Below are 17,059 nucleotides of genomic sequence, written 5' to 3' on the forward strand. Positions count from 1 at the left end.
AATTATGCTATGTATTTTGTTTAGCGGTTTATTTTTCTACGTTAGGAAGTAAGTAACTTCTGTATGCGCCAATTAACCCAAAAATAGAGAGAATTAGAATCACAATTTCTACAGAAAGTAAAGACACAAGTGCACTTAATCCGCCAGTTACTAACAAGATTAAGCCAATTATAGTATTACTAACCGAAACATAATCTGTTCTTTGGTTGCCTTTAGCCATATCTACAATATATGTTTTTCTGCCCAATCTAACGCCGCCATGGGCAATACCTAATATAAAAAAGGATAGAGGATAAATCCAGTTTATTGTTCTAATAGTTTCAAAATAACTAATAATTATAAATATCATTATTCCTAAAACTGAAGCAATTAAAACAGCAATAGCCATTACATTTTTACTTGATTTATCGGCTAATTTCCCCCAAAAAGGCGAGCTGATTATTGATGCAACACCTTTTGCGATAATAAATAAGCCTAATAAATAACTTTCTTTACCAACGTACTTTTGTGCTAAAATTACGTAATATGGTGCTGTTAAAGCAGAGCAGAGAAGTAGTGATCTAGCAATCACAAAATTTCTAAAATTAGTGTCTGTTTTTAAAAGTTTTAGTTTTGATATAGAATTAGATTTGTCTTTAGAATCTTCGTCTACATCATTAGGAAATTCTTTAATTCTAGAATAAATAATAGCAGAAATCAACCAAGTTAGAGCCGCAAAAAAGATTAAATAACTGTAAAAATCTATGGTTGCATTGCTTTTGGATTTGTACATAATTAGTAAACCAGCAGCTAAAACTAAAACACCGGAAACAGAAACAGTGTAACCTTTTAGTCGTCCTCTTCTTGTTTTGGGTATGGTTTTACCAATAATATCTTTAGAGGTTAAAGAGCTTAAACTTCTAGCCAAACTAAAAACAATTACAGCAAGTATAATTAAATATCCAGCAGTTTCATTTTTAAAATTTAATACGATAAATCCAATAGATGCGATTGCTAAAAACTGGATTAAAGCACCAACAACCCAAAACCATTTTCTTGTAGAATGTTTGTTAATATAAGAAGCAATAAATATTTGCGGTACCATAGATCCAGATTCTCTAATAGGTACAATTAGGCTTATTAAAAAAACAGGAGCGTTAACATAACTCATTAACCAAGTAAGTACAGTTTTAGGATTACTAAGTGTATCACCAAGCTTGGTAAATACATTACTAAGTAAAATAATGAAGTAATTTTTTGGGACGTGTTTGCAAGCGTCCTCAGTAATATCTTTACAGGTTCGTTTTTCTTTTTCGTTATTTAAAAACTTGTAGAGTTTTTCTAACATGAAATAGGTTGGTTTGTCCTCTAAATTACATTATTTTAAATGATATTGTGTTAGAAATTTATTAAATGAAAAAACCACTTGTTTTAAAGTGGCTTTTATTTTAATTGCTTTTATATAATCTATAAAAAAGTGTTGGTAAGAACATAAAGTTGAAAAGGACAAATCCAATTACAGTAATAATACCAGCAAAAGGCCAATGCATACTTTTAAACATAAGTCCTGTACTTAAAATAAACAAGGCGATAAAGCCTAAAACATAAACTGATTTTTTCATTTTTTGATTGATTTATAATTAATATTAAGATTGATATTTTAAAATGGTGTCTTTATATTTTGTGTAGAAAAATAAAGGTAATGTGATGAAAATTAGAACAGCAAAGCCCGATACCATAATGATACCTGCAAACGGAAAATGCATAATTTTGAAAATACTTCCTACTGAAACTAATACTGCTGTAATAAACCCAATGATAAACAAAAACTTTGTTCGGTTTTTAGCCGATTTAAAATATAATTGTGCATTGGTTTCTTTTTGTAATTGATTGATATTTAGATAACCACCAAATTGATTAATTGCATTTTGATAGGCAATATCAAAGTTGGTTTCTTCTGTGTTTTCTATATACGTACAGATATGGTCTAAAATATCTTCTTTAAGTGTTTGGTTTTTTAATCCATACAACTGTAAATTTTTATCTATATAGTTAATTTGTTGTTCAGTAAGTATCATTTTAATGTTGGTTTAGGATTAAAAATTAATGATAATGTGTTTATAAAATCATTGATTTGATTGGTTTGCTCGGCAATAACTTGTTTACCGCTATTGGTTACCGAATAATATTTTCTTACACGTTTGCCAATAAATACCTTTTCTGTAGTTAATACATTATCCTTTTCTAATTTGTGTAAAATAGGGTATAATGCGCCTTCCGAAATATCTATTTTTCCCTTGGTAATGTCTTTTACCTTTTGTGTAATCTCGTAACCGTACATTTTATCGCTTTGACTTAAAAGCTTTAAAATGATAGGTTTAAGTGTTCCTTTTGTGAGTTCTTTGCTATACATGTTGCTAATATACATATTTTTTAAATACATTTTAATAAAATGTATTTAAATTTTAAAAATAAAAAAACCACTTCGGTTAAGAAGTGGTTTAAAATCTTCTGCAAAAGCAGAAATAATTATTTTATCATGTCGTAGCTACGTTTTATAAAGTCGCTAAGTTCTTTTCCTTTTAAAAGTCCTTGCGATAAACGTGCTAAATCTAAACTTTGATTTATTAAGCGTTCTTTATCCTCTTTTGTTTCGGTATTTAAAATGTCGCTAATTAAATTGTGATTAGTGTTTACAATTAAATTATACATTTCTGGCATATTGCCCATACCAAACATACCGCCGCCACCAGTTTGTTGCATCTCTTTCATACGACGAATAAACTCTGGTTGTGTGATCATAAATGGTGTTGCGTTACTATCCATAGCTTCTAATTGCACCATAAATTTTTCTGAAGGAATCACTTCTTTCAACAACTCATCCAACTGTTTTTGTTGGTCTTCGTCTAATTTAGAAATTGTGTTTTCTTCTTTCTGAATTAACTTATCAATATGATCTGCATCTACACGAGCAAATGATATGTTTTCTTTAGAACCTTCTAATTTTTGCATTAAATGCGAAACAATAGGACTATCTAATAAAAGGACTTCGTAACCTTTGTCCTTAGCAGCTTCTATATAACTGTGTTGCTCATCTTGATTACTTGCGTAAAGGATAATTAACTTATCGTCTTTGTCAGTTTGTTTTGCTTTTATTGCATTGTAAAGCTCGTCGTAAGTATAATACTTACCATCTACAGTTGGGTATAAAGCAAATGCTTCTGCTTTTTCGAAGAATTTTTCTTCAGACAGCATTCCGTATTCAATAACAATTTTAATGTCATTCCATTTTGCTTCAAAATCTTCGCGGTTACTGTTAAATAGCGACTTTAATTTATCGGCAACTTTACGTGTAATGTAAGAGCTAATTTTTTTAACTGCACCATCTGCTTGTAAGTAAGAACGAGACACATTTAAAGGAATGTCTGGACTATCTATAACACCACGTAGCATGGTTAAAAATTCAGGAACAATACCTTCTACATTATCTGTTACAAATACTTGATTTTGATATAGTTGAATTTTATCCTTTTGAATTTGCATATCATTAGATAACTTAGGGAAATACAAGATTCCTGTTAAGTTAAATGGATAATCTACATTAAGATGAATGTTGAAAAGAGGCTCTTCAAACTGCATTGGATACAACTCACGATAGAAGTTTTTATAGTCGTCTTCTTCTAACTCGGTTGGTTGTTTGGTCCAAGCAGGATTTGGGTTGTTTATAATGTTGTCTACTTCTTTAGTAGGAGCAGGATCGTCTTCTTTAGCGTCTTCTGGTTTTGGTAAAGTTTCAGTTTTAGTACCAAATTTAATTGGTATTGGCATAAACTTGTTATACTTCACTAAAAGCTCTCTAATTTTACTGTCTTCTAAAAATTCTTCTTCACCTTCAGAAATATGAAGAATAATCTCTGTACCTCTTTCAGTTTTATCGGCTTCTTCTAAAGTAAATTCTGGGCTACCATCGCAAATCCAATGTGCAGCAGGCTCGTCTTTAAAAGATTTTGTAATAATTTCAACTTTATCTGCCACCATAAACGCTGAGTAAAAACCTAGTCCGAAGTGACCGATAATTCCGCTATCCTTAGCGCTGTCTTTGTATTTGTCTAAAAACTCTTCGGCACCAGAAAAAGCAACTTGGTTGATGTATTTTTCTACCTCTTCGGCAGTCATACCTAAACCTTGATCAATGATGTGTAATTTTTTTCCTTCTTTATCAATTTTTACTTCGATAATAGGATTACCATATTCGGTTTTTGCTTCACCAATGCTTGTTAAATGTTTTAATTTAAGCGTAGCATCTGTTGCGTTACTAATAAGCTCACGTAAAAAGATTTCGTGATCGCTGTACAAGAATTTTTTAATTAAAGGGAAAATGTTTTCTACCGAAACGTTAATATTTCCTTTTGCCATAATATTTTGTTTTATGTTTAGTTTCCGCGAAAGCGAAAAAATATTATTAATTATACGTGTTGCTTTAGACAACAAAAATGCCAATTAAGGTTGTGTGACAATATGACATAAAAAAACCGTTTAATTTAATTAAACGGTTTTTTGTAATTATGTTGTAATGTTATTTTTTGTTTTTTACATGTTTTTCTAACCATTGATCTTGTTCCCAAAGCATGTGCATAATAGATTCTTTAGCTCTATAACCATGACTTTCTTTAGGTAACATTACTAATCTTACAGGCGCGCCTAATCCTTTTAAGGCATTAAAGTAACGTTCGCTTTGTAAAGGATAGGTACCAGAATTATTATCTGCAACACCATGAATTAGTAATAATGGTGTTTTCATTTTATCGGCATTCATAAAAGGCGACATTGTGTTGTATATTTCTGGTGCTTCCCAATAGCTACGCTCTTCACTTTGAAAACCAAAAGGCGTTAATGTTCTGTTATAAGCACCGCTTCTTGCAATTCCTGCAGCAAAAAGATTAGAATGAGATAGTAAATTTGCTGTCATAAACGCACCATAACTATGTCCGCCAACAGCAACTTTGTTAGGGTCTATATAACCAAGATTATCTACTGCATCTATTGCTGCTTTTGCGTTAGCTACAAGTTGTGTTATAAATGTGTCGTTTGGTTCTTTGTTGCCTTCTCCAACAATTGGGAAAGCAGCATCGTCTAATACGACATAACCTTTAGTAACCCAATAAATAGGTGATCCCCAATATGGGTAAACAAACTCGTTAGGATTTGCTGTGCTTTGGGATGCACTTGCTTTATCTTTATACTCTCTTGGATAAGCCCATAAAATCATTGGATATTTTTCTCCTTCTTTGTAATCTAATGGCAGGTATAATGTACCTTCTAAATCTAAGCCATCATTACGCTTATAATTAATAACGCGCTTATCTACGCTTTCTAAACTTTTAAAAGGATTATCAAAATCTGTAATTGCTGTAAGTTTATTCTTTTTAATATTTCTAATGTAATAATTAGGGTAATCTGTTTTAGATTCTATACGAACAAGGATGTCTCCTTTTTTCATATCAATTGCAAAGTTTAAACTTTCTAGTTTATCTGTGTATTTAGATTTATATAAGCGTTTTGTTTTACCAGTCTTAATATTGTACTCGTCTATAAAAGGAAATTGTCCTTCTTTAGAATAACCATCGCCCATTAGATAAAGATTGTCTCCGTAAATGGTTAATGTGTAGCTTCCATATTTGTTTTTTGAAGACACAAAATCGCCAGGATCACTATATACATCTTGATAATTTCTATCAGAAATTATTTTAGCTTCAGCTGTAGTAGGATTAAATAAGTATGTTTTTAAGTTTCTGGTGTTCCACCAGTAGTCAAAAGCAATTGCTACGTTGTCATTTCCCCATCTAATACCAGAAAAGCGTTGTTTTGTTTTAAGTATTTCTTTTGGTTGACCATTAAAAGGCGCATCTAATTGATACACTACATCCCTGTAGTCTACTTTTACTTCAGGATCACCTTTGTCTAATGCTTCTGCCCAAACTATAGTTGCAGGCTTGTCGCTTCTCCATTGCATACTGCGTTTACCTGTTCTTGTAGCCATAAAACCTTTTGGTCTTACTTCGTCTAACGGAACATTGTTTACTGTTTTTACAAAGTTACCGTTAACATCGTATATGTTGCTTTCGCTTGGGAATCTAGAATAAGTAACTAAATAAGAGAATGGACGTTTAATTTTTGTAACCATTATATAATTACCGTCAGGAGAAAAGCTTATGCCACGATACATATCTGCATCTAAAAAATCTGTAACCTCTCCATTTATTGATAATTTTTTAATTTCAGAACGCGCTAATTGTTCAAAGTTAAACTCGTCATTAGGTGTTTTTAGTAGATCTTGATAAGTTCTGTTTTGTGCTTTTGCACCATCACTAACAGAAACGGTTGGACCAGAAGGAACAGCTGTAGCAGTATTTATAAGCTCTTTTCGGTCGTTTGGAAGCATTTTTACAAGAAGGTGTTTATTATCTTTAAACCAATTAATTGTACTTCTCATATTAGCGTTAACATTGGCGTTAGAAATTTTATATGCATTAGCGTTTTCTATATTTACAATCCAAACTTCAACTCCTTTAGGTGTTGTATTTAAGCAAGCTATAAGACTTTCATCAGGAGACCAACTAAAATTAGATAAACGCGCATTGTCTGGTAAGCCTTTAACTTGTTTAGCTTCTTTGTCTTTAACTTGTTTAACTTTTAAATTTGTATAGTAATTGGTGCGACTACCAATGTTAGTAACAGGATTAATTCTTAAACCAGCTAATCTTAGTTCGGTTTCAGAGAGTTCTTCAATAGATTTATATTGGTTACGATATAACAATACCATATGCTCTCCTTTGCTATCTATTTGTACACCAGGAGCAAGATCTGCATCTGCTAGTTCTAAAATTTCTTTAGAAGGTTTTTGATACGTTAAGTTTTGTTGTGCATATCCGTTTAGACACACAAAAATAAGTAGTAGTTTAATTAATGATTTTGCCATTTTATTTGAAATTAATTAGGACTTCAAGATACCTAAAAATGAAATTTATGACTTAAAACGATTTGTTAAACTTGTGTGAAAGGCTTATTGGTAAAAAAGGTTTATAGATTATTTTAATTATAATTTATTGAAATACTTTAAATTTGTACCATAAATATTAAGTATATGTACAATTCAAAAATTATAGGAATTGGTAAGTATGTGCCAGATAATGTGGTGACTAACCAGGATTTGTCCAAAATAATGGATACTAGCGACGAGTGGATTACAGAGCGCACAGGTATTAAAGAGCGACGTTGGGTCGTAGAAGGTAGCGACGATACTACAGCTACAATGGGTGTAAAAGCAGCAAAACAAGCTATAGAACGCTCTGGTTTAGATAAAGACGATATAGATTTTATCATTTTTGCAACCTTAAGTCCTGATATGTATTTTCCTGGTCCAGGTGTGCAAGTACAACATGCTTTAGATATAAAAACTGTTGGTGCATTAGATGTACGTAATCAATGTTCTGGATTTATTTATGCGTTATCTGTTGCAGATAATTTTATAAAAACGGGTATGTATAAAAACATACTTGTAATAGGTAGTGAGTTACATTCTCACGGATTAGATAAAACCACACGAGGAAGAGGTGTTTCTGTTATTTTTGGTGACGGCGCAGGCGCAGTTGTGGTGAGTAGAGAAGAAGATAATAGCAAAGGAATATTATCTACACATTTACATAGTCAAGGTGAACATGCAGAAGAATTAGTGGTAAAAGCACCAGGTATGGGTACGCGTTGGGTTACAGATATCATTGCAGATAATGATGAGAATGACGTTAGTTATTTTCCGTATATGAATGGTCAATTTGTATTTAAAAATGCAGTTGTACGTTTTAGCGAAGTTATTATGGAAGGCTTAATAAAAAATAATCTTCAAAAGGAAAATATAGATATGTTAATTCCGCATCAAGCTAATTTAAGAATAGCTCAATTTATACAAAAGAAATTTGGCTTAACAGATGATAAAGTGTTTAATAACATTATGCGTTATGGTAATACAACCGCAGCTTCTATACCTTTAGCTTTATGTGAAGCTTGGGAAGAAGGAAAAATTAATGAAGGTGATACGGTAGTCTTAGCTGCTTTTGGAAGCGGATTTACTTGGGGAAGCGCTATTATTAAATGGTAGTTAAAATAATTTTATAACTGAAAAATCCGAAACTTATGTTTCGGATTTTTTTATAACTAAACTTAACTAACTAAACTTATGTTTTATAGTGTTGAGGACTAATTCAAATAAATATAAAACTTTTGGTTTGCTTTGTTTATTACATGACGCTTAATTCTTATTTTTATTACATTGATTATCAATGTTTAACGATTATTTAACAATGAAGATGTGTTAAACAAAAAAATATCTTAAAAAATCTTTTTTTTAAATAGAAAACCCAAAGTCGATCAGGCTTTGGGTTTTCCTTTATTTAGCAAATTTACCTTAACACTAACCATCAACTATTAAGTAAACTGCTAAACTTCTAGAAGATTTTACATAAATCCGCCACCACCAGACGATTCGTTGTCATCACGTTGTTTACGTTGCAATGCTCGGTATTTTCCACCACCAAATCTATAAGATAGTGCAACGTTCCAAGTGTTACTTTCCCAATTAAATTGTCCAGTAGAAGGATAAGGTGTGTCGGTATCAAACTCAAACCTCATTGTATTAAATATGTCGTTGTAATTAATGCTAAGAGTAGCTCTATTATTTTCCATAAAAGAGTAGCGTATACCAGTGTTAACAAAATACATCGGTTTTCTTAAAAACTGAACGCCTTGTTCTTCACCACGGTACATAGCAAATAAAGACAAGCTTAGGTTTTTAGTGGCTTTAAAGTTGTTAAACATTCTAAAGTTCCAAACTAAATTTTCGACTTCAGTTTTACGTGTTTCAATATCATCAACTGTTGCTGTACTTAAATCGTTAGCATCAATAAATTCTGTAATACCAGTTTGAGACTGAGAATATAAATCAAAACTCGCGTTAAAGTTCCACCATTTTGTTGGTCTATAGTTGCTAGAAAGTTCTATACCGTATGCAGATGTATTATCAAAATTATCATAAGATAAAATAGAGTTACCGGCAGAAATATTTGTTCTGTCAATTGCTACAAATCTGTTTATGTTATCTTCAATTATTCTGTAAAACACGCCTGCAGTAATGCTTCCTTTTTTTAATTGTCTTGTATAGTTTGCTTCTGCAGAGTTGGTGAATTGAGGTTGTAATTCAGTATTTCCAAAAGATGAAACTCTTGGTGTGCTCCATTCTCTAATTGGGTTTACTTGTTGTAATCCTGGTCTGTCAACACGTCTGCTTAGGCTAAATTGATATGAGTTTTTATCTGAAGCAGCATAAGTTAAAAATGCAGATGGATATATTTGAAAATAATCATTTGTAAAAGGTAACACTTGTGTTGTCTCATCTGTAAACATGTTTAAAGCTTCAGCTTCAACTTTTACTTGTTCTGCACGTGCACCAACTTGATAGCTCCATTTTTCGTTAATAGTTTTTCCAAAAGTTATGTAAGCAGAAAAAATATCTCTTTTATAATCAAACGCTGTGCTTGGTGTAGGTATAATTGTACCTGTGCTAGAAAATGTTTGACCAGTAGATCTGTATCCTAAATCGGTATTAAAAAGTCTTGCTTCTGCACCAATTTCTAATTTAGAGTCTTCGTTTATTGGTTTTACATAATCTACGTTTATTGTGGTTTGATCTCTTTCTGTATCAACAAAATCATTGTAATCTGGCGGAAAACTAAAGTTGATATAATTAAAATCTGCTACTTCTGTATTAGTAAAATCATTATAATCAACTTCAATATCTAAAGTTTCGTTTTCATCTTTAAAAATGTGTTTGTAGACAAAGTTGTATTGACCTGAATTGTTCTCTGAGTCACTACCAAAAATTTGTCTTTGATATAAGTTTTGGTCAGGAAAACTTAAATTAGTAGTACCAACACCATTGCCTTCAAAAATATTTTGATTGGTAAAGAAAGATAATGTGTTGTTATCGTTTAAATAATAATCTACACCAACTTTAAATAAATGCGATTTATTATTGTTGAAAAATTGAAAATCTTGTCTAGAGTTATCGTTAGATTGGTCGATATATCCAAAATTATCATATTTACCAATGTTATTACCGTAACTACCGTAAAAGTTGAATTTTCCGTTACGATAATTTAAGTCTATAGAGCTATTAAATTTTGCATAAACCTCATTAGTAAGACCAATGTTTAAATTACCATTAAAACCTAATTTGGTGTTTTTATGAAGTTTAATGTTAATAATTCCGCTCATTCCTTCTGGGTTATATTTTGCCGAAGGATTAGTAATTAACTCGATGCTTTTAATTGCTGTAGATGGTATTTGTTTTAATAATTGAGCAATTGGTACGTTAGATAATTTACCATCTACCATAACACGTACGTTTTCGTTTCCGCGTAAGCTAATATTTCCTGTTTGTTGGTCAACGTTAACAGATGGTATATTATTCATAATGTCACTTGCGTTAGCACCAGCGGTTTGTAAATCTTTACCAATGGTAATGACTTTTCTATCTATTTTTTGTTGAATGGTTGAGGTTTCTGCAACAACGGTTACTTCTTCTAAGCTTTCTGCAGATTCGCTTAAATTAATAGTACCTAGGTTGATGTTTTTATTGCTGTTAGTAATTTCGATAGTTTTACTTTCGGTTTTATAACCTAAAAATTCAATACTTACTATGCTTTTGCCTAATGGTATTTGATTAACATTAAAGCTTCCGTCTTCACTTGTAATTCCGCCAGTTATAATATTTTGATTTACATCTTTTATAACGACATTTACATATGGTAAGGGTTGTTGTAAGTTTACGTCTAATACTTTACCGGTAACAGTACCGATTTTGGGTAAAGTTTTGTCTTGGGCATTTATGCTAAAGGCTACCAATAGCATAACAATGGAGAATAGTTTTTTCATTTTTGGTTGTAATGATTATTTGATTGATGAAATTGTTTATGCTATTAAGACTAAATTTTACTTGTATTGTTACGGATAAAATTTAATTTTAAGAATATTTAACATTTATGAATAAAAAAACTTTAGTGCTAGGAGCGTCATTAAATCCAGTGCGTTATTCTAATATAGCTATTAACAAATTGGTAGCTAATAATATACCAACTGTAGCGTTTGGATTAAGAGAAGGAGAAGTGGCTGGTGTTAAAATTGATACAGATTTAAAAATGTATACAGATTTAGATACTGTAACATTATATTTAAATCCAACCAGGCAAAAAGAGTATTATGATTACATAGTAAGTTTAAATCCTAATCGTGTGATTTTTAATCCAGGAACTGAAAATCCTGAATTTTATAAAATTTTAGATAAAAACAATATTGCTTATGAGGTTGCTTGTACGTTAGTTTTGTTGTCTATTAATCAGTATTAAATTTACTTAACCGCGTAACAGTCTACCTTGTCATTGTTTGAGATTGTTAAAAGGTATTTGTTGTTTTTAGTTTTTATTTTCTCAAAAGATTTCACTTGTTTTTTAAAAGGCTTGATACCTAAATTAGATACAGGTGTTATGTTATCTAAGGAATAAAAAGTATAACCTTGAAGCGAGTTGTATTGTCCATGATAGGTAGTTACATTTAGGTTGTTACCTCCAATTAGTATTTGTTCTTTGGTGTCTATAGAAATATTTTCGAAAGAAGTTATTGGTGATAACTGTAATTGAACTGGGAAAGGGACAAATTGATCAAAAGAGCCATTATTATTTTGTAAAATACCAGATTTTAAATTATCAACATAGAACAGTTGAGCGCTTTTTACAGATTTTGGCGTTAATACTTCTTCTACTGTTTTTAAAGAAAAATCACTATGTTGAACAAATCGTTTGCTTATTACATTCATTTGCGAAGCTAATTCATCTTTAGTATTTAAAGGGTAATATTGTCCGTCAATATTGTAAGCTATTATAGTTTCTTTAATATTGTTATTGTCAAAATCACCAAAATACATGTGTAATGGTTTTTCTTTTGTTGCCTCAAACCTTGTGTTTAACCCCCAATTACCTAAAAGTATATCTTTATCTCCGTCATGGTCATAATCGTAAGTTATAGCAGTTTGCCATAAGCCGTTTAGATTTTCTGGAATTTTTATTAAATCTAGAGAACCGTTATTATTTAAATAAATTTTAGGAGTATCCCATTGGCAAGTAACGATTAAATCTTTAACACCATCGTTATTGAAATCTTCCCAAATGGCATCTGTAACTTTAGAAGATAATTTAAAGTTTAGATCTTTTTTAAAATTACCTTTTCCGTCATTAATAAGTATGTAAGATTCAGTAGATTCTCCAAATACATCTGGGTTAGATAGATTGCCTATAAAAATATCTATATCGCCATCATTATCATAGTCGTAGGTAACAACAGTAGATGTGTTTAAATAATTGTCTGGAAAGTTAGTAGATTTCTTAAATGTGTTGTTTTCGTTTATGTAAAGTCTGTCGTTTTCGTATTTTTTTATTCTATTAGTATTAATTCCAGACCCTACATATAAATCTAAATCGCCATCTCCGTCAGCGTCAAATAAAGATGCAGAGTTGTCTTCGCAATAAATATCTTCTTCAAAGACGTTATGGTTTTTAGGGTTTAGTTTATATCCATTATTTAAATATAATTTTGAAGATTTTCCTGAAGCGCCTCCTATAAAAATATCTTCATATTTGTTATTGTCTACGTCTGCAACAGCTACTGCAGGTCCTACTGTTGATACTTTATATGGGATTAATTTTTGGTTGAAAAAGTCATTAAAATTATCTTCTTCATGTTTATAGTTAATTATGTCTTTGTTGTTAAAGACTGTGTTTTCGGTTTTTCCTTTTAAGTAATAATTTTGTGATGTATTACGGTTAGGAGAATAATTTATGTTTAAAACTGTATTTATTTCAGGGTTTTCAATAGTTTGAACTTTTAAGTCTGGCCAAATTATTACTAAAGAGTCGACTTTATTTTCTTCGTTTAAACCAAAATGAAGTTTTTTTTCTGTAGAAGAAAGAAATCCTCTAGATTTAAATAACTGTTTTAATTGTCTTGTTTTATTAGTGTATACAATTGCTTTGCTACCAATAGCTTCTTTATTCCCTTTTAAAAATTTTAAATCTAAGCTTACAGAGTTTTTTGATTGGTCTGTGTTGTTTTTGTATATGTATGGATAGTCGTTTAAGTTGTTTGTAATAATATCTAGATCACCGTCGTTATCTAAATCTGCATATATTGCGCCGTTAGAAAGAGATGGTGTTTTGTCTATCCATTGACCTGTTTTGATGGTTAATTTTTCAGAATCTCCTTGGTAAATTTCATTTGCAACTTCACCTCTTGGCATTTCATTTATAGATTTAAAAAGCCATTCTAAGCCATCGCTTCTTGATCTGCTTTTAAAAGCATTAGCTACGTATTTTCTAAAATCTAATCCGTTAGGTCTTCTTAAGATTCCGTTTGCAATAAATATATCTTGATGACTATCATTGTTAAAGTCTGCAATTAATGGTCCCCAACTCCAATCTGTATTTTCTATATTATTAACAATTGCTGCATCGTAAAAATAAGCACCATTTTGGTTGTTTATTTGAAGCATATTTCTTGAATACTGATTTGAATACCCTAGTCTTTTAAGCTGACTTTGTTTATTAAGCATAGCTTCGTCACCTTCAGTTTCTTTAATTACCTTTTCGTCTTTAGGTAACATATCTAATGTTATTATATCTTGAAGTCCATCTGCATTTATATCTGCAGCATCACTACCCATAGAAAATCTGCTTGTAGCAGTAAAAGCCGATTTTAAAGATTCTTTAAAAGTACCATCCTTTTGGTTGATATAATAATAATCATCTTCATGAAAATCGTTACAAACGTATAAATCATCCCAACCGTCATTGTTAAAATCTGCAAGAGAGGCGCTTAATCCGTAACTGTTAGCACCACCATATATATTAGCCTCTTCACTTACATCTATAAATTTACCGTTGTCATTTCTTAATAAAACATCTCCAACTAACGGAGTACGATTAGATCTTATACTTGCTGGACCATGGGAAATTGATGTGTGTATTGCGTGATTAACTATGTAAACGTCTAAGTCTAAGTCTTTGTCATAATCAAAAAAATACGCTTGAGTAGAATAACCTGTAAAGTCTAATCCATATTCTTCAGCTTTTTCTGTAAAAGTTCCATCACCGTTATTAATAAATAATTCATTACGACCAGTAAAATCTAATAATCCAGAAACTGAACATAGGTAGATATCTAAAAACCCATCATTATTAATATCTACCATAGTAACGCCGGTATTCCAGCTAGAATTACTGTTAATATTAGCGCTTTCAGAGATGTCTTCAAATTTAAAGTTGCCTTTATTTAAATACAGTTTATTTCTGTTTTGGTTAGAAGCAAAATATAGATCAACCAATCCGTCATTATTAATGTCTCCAGCAGCTACACCGCTACCGTTATAAAAATAAATGTAATTAATAATGCTGTGATCGGTGTTTTCAGAAATAATATTTTTAAAGGTAATACCTGTGTTTTCTGGTTGTAATCTCTCTAATAAATATGTTTCTGCTGTGATGTTTTGTTTGTTCTGATCTGTTTTTTTATTACAAGAGAATAATGTAATAATCACTATAAATACTGAGATATATCTTTTCAAAGCTAAAAATCTGTTAATTTATGTTAAATTATTAACACAAACTTAATAAATTATTCTAAAAGCAGCTAAAACAACTGTGTTTTGTTTAATAAAATGTTAATTATTCTTCTTTTTAAGAATAAGCATTAAACCTAAAAACGTCAAAAAGCCATTAAGTATTAAAATGAAAAAGCCAAACTCAAATCCAAGCCATTTTAAGCTATTTACACTAATAATGTAAGATAGGATAGGAGATAGAATGGCGATTATTGGTATAAATTTATCCTTAACATTCCATTTTGTAAATAAGCCAAAAGCATAAAGACCAAGTAGAGGACCATAGGTGTATCCAGCAAAGACAAACAGTTTAGAGATTACACTTTCGTCTTTAATAATGTATTTAAAAGCTATAATAACTAATATTAATAATAATGAAATTAAAACATGTATACGTTTTCTTATTTTTACTTGCTTGTTTTGGTTATGTTTTTTTTCGATGTCTAAAATGTCAATACTAAAAGATGTTGTTAAAGAAGTTAAAGCACTATCTGCACTGCTGTAAGCAGCAGCAATTAATCCTAGTAAGAAAAACACAAAAACACCAAAACCTAAATGATTTTTAGCAAGAATAGGGAACAAATCATCTTTATGAGCGTCAATTCCGTTTTGCTGTGCGTAAACAGTAAGTAGTAGTCCTAAACTTAAAAATACAAAGTTAACTACAGTTAGAACTAATGTAAACCAAAACATGTTTTTTTGTGCATCTTTTAAAGATCTACAAGTTAGATTTTTTTGCATCATATCTTGATCTAATCCAGTCATTACAATAGCTATAAATGCACCAGAAATAAATTGTTTCCAAAAATAATCTCCGGATTTAATATCCTCAAAGAAAAATATTTTACTAAGTTCGTTATCGTTAACAAAAGCAAAAATACTTTTCCCGCTTAAATCCATTTCAGAACTTACAAAATAGATAGCGACACCAACAGCAATAAGCATAAAAAGCGTTTGTAAGGTATCTGTCCAGACAATTGTTTTTATACCAGATTTAAAAGTATATAACCAAATTAAAGCAACTGTTATACTTACTGTTTGCCAAAACTGAATACCTAAATCATCAAACAAAATAAGTTGTAAAACATTAGCTACTAAATACAGTCTAAAACTTGCGCCTACTATACGAGATATCAAAAAAAAGGAAGAGCCAGTTTTGTACGCATAATTACCAAAACGTCCTTCTAAATAGGTGTAAATAGAAGTTAAATTCATTTTATAATATAGTGGAAGCAACACCGTGCCAATAACCAAATAGCCCAGCATATACCCAAAAACTACTTGCATGTAGCTAAATTTAGAGGCTTCAATCCAACCAGGAACCGATATAAAAGTAACACCAGATAAGGAAGCACCAATCATCCCAAAAGCCACTACATACCAAGGTGATTGCTTATTGCCTTTAAAAAAAGCATCGTTGCCAGATTTTTTTCCGGTGAAATAAGAAATTAAAATTAGTACACCAAAATAGGCAGCGATTAATAAAATGATTTGAGTAGATGTCATAAATTAAATTTTCTGATTGCCAAAATACGAAATAAGTTTTGACTTCAGTTAGTGGTGATTAGTTAGTAGTAAGTAACAAGTGGTTTTGCGCTTTACTTAAAAAATTAGTGTCAATTCGTGAAACTCATGTCTAACTATTAATTTATCCAAAAATGTAAAATAATATCTTGCAATGTCGTAAATTCGCAACTATGGAATTTTCTTCAAAATTATTAGAAAACGCAGTTAACGAAATCTCGCAATTACCAGGTATAGGCAAGCGTACCGCATTGCGTTTGGCACTACATTTATTGCGTCAACCTAAAGAAAATACCCATGGTTTAAGTAAAGCGTTAAACCAAATGGTGGACGATTTAAAGTTGTGTAAATCATGTCACAATATTAGTGATACCGAGCTATGTGATATTTGTGCAAACCCAATGCGTAAAACAGATGTAATTTGCGTAGTCGAAGATATTAGAGATGTTATGGCGATAGAAAATACAGCATCTCACAAAGGGTTGTATCATGTTTTAGGCGGAAAAATATCGCCAATGGATGGTGTTGGTCCACATGATTTAAACATTTCTAGTTTAGTAGAAAAAGTAAAAAGCGGAAGCGTAAAAGAGCTTATTTTTGCACTAAGCCCAACTATGGAAGGCGATACCACAAACTTCTATATTTACAAACAAATTAAAGAGTTTGAAGTAGAGACTTCTACCATTGCACGAGGTATTTCGGTTGGTGACGAGCTTGAATATGCAGACGAAATAACTCTTGGAAGAAGTATTTTAAACCGAATTCCTTTTGAAAATTCTTTAAAATTATAAATTCTAC

Annotated in this window: 12 protein-coding genes; 3 read left to right on the forward strand and 9 right to left on the reverse strand. The window is 30.9% G+C overall.

The window, feature by feature from the left end; translation table 11 throughout:
• Positions 1–28 precede the first annotated feature (28 nt).
• The 6 genes from INR78_RS09565 to INR78_RS09590 all read right to left on the reverse strand — a co-directional run bounded on the left by INR78_RS09565 (position 29) and on the right by INR78_RS09590 (position 6,958).
• Positions 29–1,327, reverse strand: a complete 1,299-nt coding sequence (locus tag INR78_RS09565; RefSeq protein ID WP_223076338.1) for an MFS transporter — start codon at positions 1,325–1,327, stop codon at positions 29–31.
• 100 nt (positions 1,328–1,427) lie between these two features.
• On the reverse strand, positions 1,428–1,601 hold the full coding sequence (locus INR78_RS09570) for a hypothetical protein (RefSeq protein WP_181256120.1): 174 nt from the start codon (positions 1,599–1,601) through the stop codon (positions 1,428–1,430).
• 24 nt (positions 1,602–1,625) lie between these two features.
• Positions 1,626–2,057 carry a hypothetical protein gene (locus INR78_RS09575; RefSeq protein ID WP_223076339.1) on the reverse strand — a complete coding sequence of 144 codons (432 nt, stop codon included), beginning with the start codon at positions 2,055–2,057 and terminating at the stop codon, positions 1,626–1,628.
• Positions 2,054–2,407, reverse strand: coding sequence for a PadR family transcriptional regulator (locus INR78_RS09580; protein WP_317044628.1), 354 nt, complete (start codon positions 2,405–2,407; stop codon positions 2,054–2,056). The genes INR78_RS09575 and INR78_RS09580 overlap by 4 nt, the downstream gene beginning before the upstream one ends.
• Positions 2,408–2,508: 101 nt before the next feature.
• Positions 2,509–4,395 carry a molecular chaperone HtpG gene (htpG, locus tag INR78_RS09585; protein WP_223076340.1) on the reverse strand — a complete coding sequence of 629 codons (1,887 nt, stop codon included), beginning with the start codon at positions 4,393–4,395 and terminating at the stop codon, positions 2,509–2,511.
• A gap of 160 nt (positions 4,396–4,555) precedes the next feature.
• The gene (locus INR78_RS09590) at positions 4,556–6,958 is read right to left on the reverse strand and encodes a S9 family peptidase (protein ID WP_223076341.1); all 2,403 of its coding nucleotides are present in this window, start codon (positions 6,956–6,958) and stop codon (positions 4,556–4,558) included.
• A gap of 165 nt (positions 6,959–7,123) precedes the next feature.
• Here INR78_RS09590 and INR78_RS09595 point away from each other — a divergent pair, with 165 nt between their 5' ends.
• Positions 7,124–8,134: a 3-oxoacyl-ACP synthase III family protein gene (locus INR78_RS09595; protein ID WP_223076342.1), complete on the forward strand. Its 1,011-nt coding sequence runs from the start codon at positions 7,124–7,126 to the stop codon at positions 8,132–8,134.
• Between the two features lie 356 nt (positions 8,135–8,490).
• On the opposite strand, the gene INR78_RS09600 is transcribed toward INR78_RS09595, so the two are convergent.
• Positions 8,491–10,965 carry an outer membrane beta-barrel family protein gene (locus INR78_RS09600; RefSeq protein ID WP_223076343.1) on the reverse strand — a complete coding sequence of 825 codons (2,475 nt, stop codon included), beginning with the start codon at positions 10,963–10,965 and terminating at the stop codon, positions 8,491–8,493.
• Positions 10,966–11,072: 107 nt separating this feature from the next.
• On the opposite strand from INR78_RS09600, the gene INR78_RS09605 reads away from it, so the two are divergent.
• Positions 11,073–11,435 carry a CoA-binding protein gene (locus INR78_RS09605; protein ID WP_223076344.1) on the forward strand — a complete coding sequence of 121 codons (363 nt, stop codon included), beginning with the start codon at positions 11,073–11,075 and terminating at the stop codon, positions 11,433–11,435.
• Positions 11,436–11,437: 2 nt separating this feature from the next.
• Here INR78_RS09605 and INR78_RS09610 read toward each other — a convergent pair whose 3' ends face one another.
• Complete coding sequence (locus INR78_RS09610) at positions 11,438–14,701, reverse strand: VCBS repeat-containing protein (protein ID WP_255593054.1); 3,264 nt, start codon at positions 14,699–14,701, stop codon at positions 11,438–11,440.
• 96 nt (positions 14,702–14,797) lie between these two features.
• Positions 14,798–16,243 carry a sodium:solute symporter gene (locus tag INR78_RS09615; protein WP_223076345.1) on the reverse strand — a complete coding sequence of 482 codons (1,446 nt, stop codon included), beginning with the start codon at positions 16,241–16,243 and terminating at the stop codon, positions 14,798–14,800.
• A 191-nt stretch (positions 16,244–16,434) separates the two neighbouring features.
• Between INR78_RS09615 and recR the strand changes: the two genes are divergently transcribed.
• Complete coding sequence (recR, locus tag INR78_RS09620) at positions 16,435–17,052, forward strand: recombination mediator RecR (protein ID WP_027880102.1); 618 nt, start codon at positions 16,435–16,437, stop codon at positions 17,050–17,052.
• The last annotated feature ends 7 nt before the right edge of the window (positions 17,053–17,059 follow it).

Source organism: Mesoflavibacter sp. SCSIO 43206 (genome assembly GCF_019904215.1).
Taxonomy (GTDB): domain Bacteria; phylum Bacteroidota; class Bacteroidia; order Flavobacteriales; family Flavobacteriaceae; genus Mesoflavibacter; species Mesoflavibacter zeaxanthinifaciens.

Bases quoted from the DNA above. Each gene is read 5' to 3' on its own strand.
- INR78_RS09565 (WP_223076338.1), bottom strand. From the start codon at position 1,327: ATGTTAGAAAAACTCTACAAGTTTTTAAATAACGAAAAAGAAAAACGA.
- INR78_RS09570 (WP_181256120.1), bottom strand. From the start codon at position 1,601: ATGAAAAAATCAGTTTATGTTTTAGGCTTTATCGCCTTGTTTATTTTA.
- INR78_RS09575 (WP_223076339.1), bottom strand. From the start codon at position 2,057: ATGATACTTACTGAACAACAAATTAACTATATAGATAAAAATTTACAG.
- INR78_RS09580 (WP_317044628.1), bottom strand. From the start codon at position 2,407: ATGTATATTAGCAACATGTATAGCAAAGAACTCACAAAAGGAACACTT.
- htpG (WP_223076340.1), bottom strand. From the start codon at position 4,395: ATGGCAAAAGGAAATATTAACGTTTCGGTAGAAAACATTTTCCCTTTA.
- INR78_RS09590 (WP_223076341.1), bottom strand. From the start codon at position 6,958: ATGGCAAAATCATTAATTAAACTACTACTTATTTTTGTGTGTCTAAAC.
- INR78_RS09595 (WP_223076342.1), top strand. From the start codon at position 7,124: ATGTACAATTCAAAAATTATAGGAATTGGTAAGTATGTGCCAGATAAT.
- INR78_RS09600 (WP_223076343.1), bottom strand. From the start codon at position 10,965: ATGAAAAAACTATTCTCCATTGTTATGCTATTGGTAGCCTTTAGCATA.
- INR78_RS09605 (WP_223076344.1), top strand. From the start codon at position 11,073: ATGAATAAAAAAACTTTAGTGCTAGGAGCGTCATTAAATCCAGTGCGT.
- INR78_RS09615 (WP_223076345.1), bottom strand. From the start codon at position 16,243: ATGACATCTACTCAAATCATTTTATTAATCGCTGCCTATTTTGGTGTA.
- recR (WP_027880102.1), top strand. From the start codon at position 16,435: ATGGAATTTTCTTCAAAATTATTAGAAAACGCAGTTAACGAAATCTCG.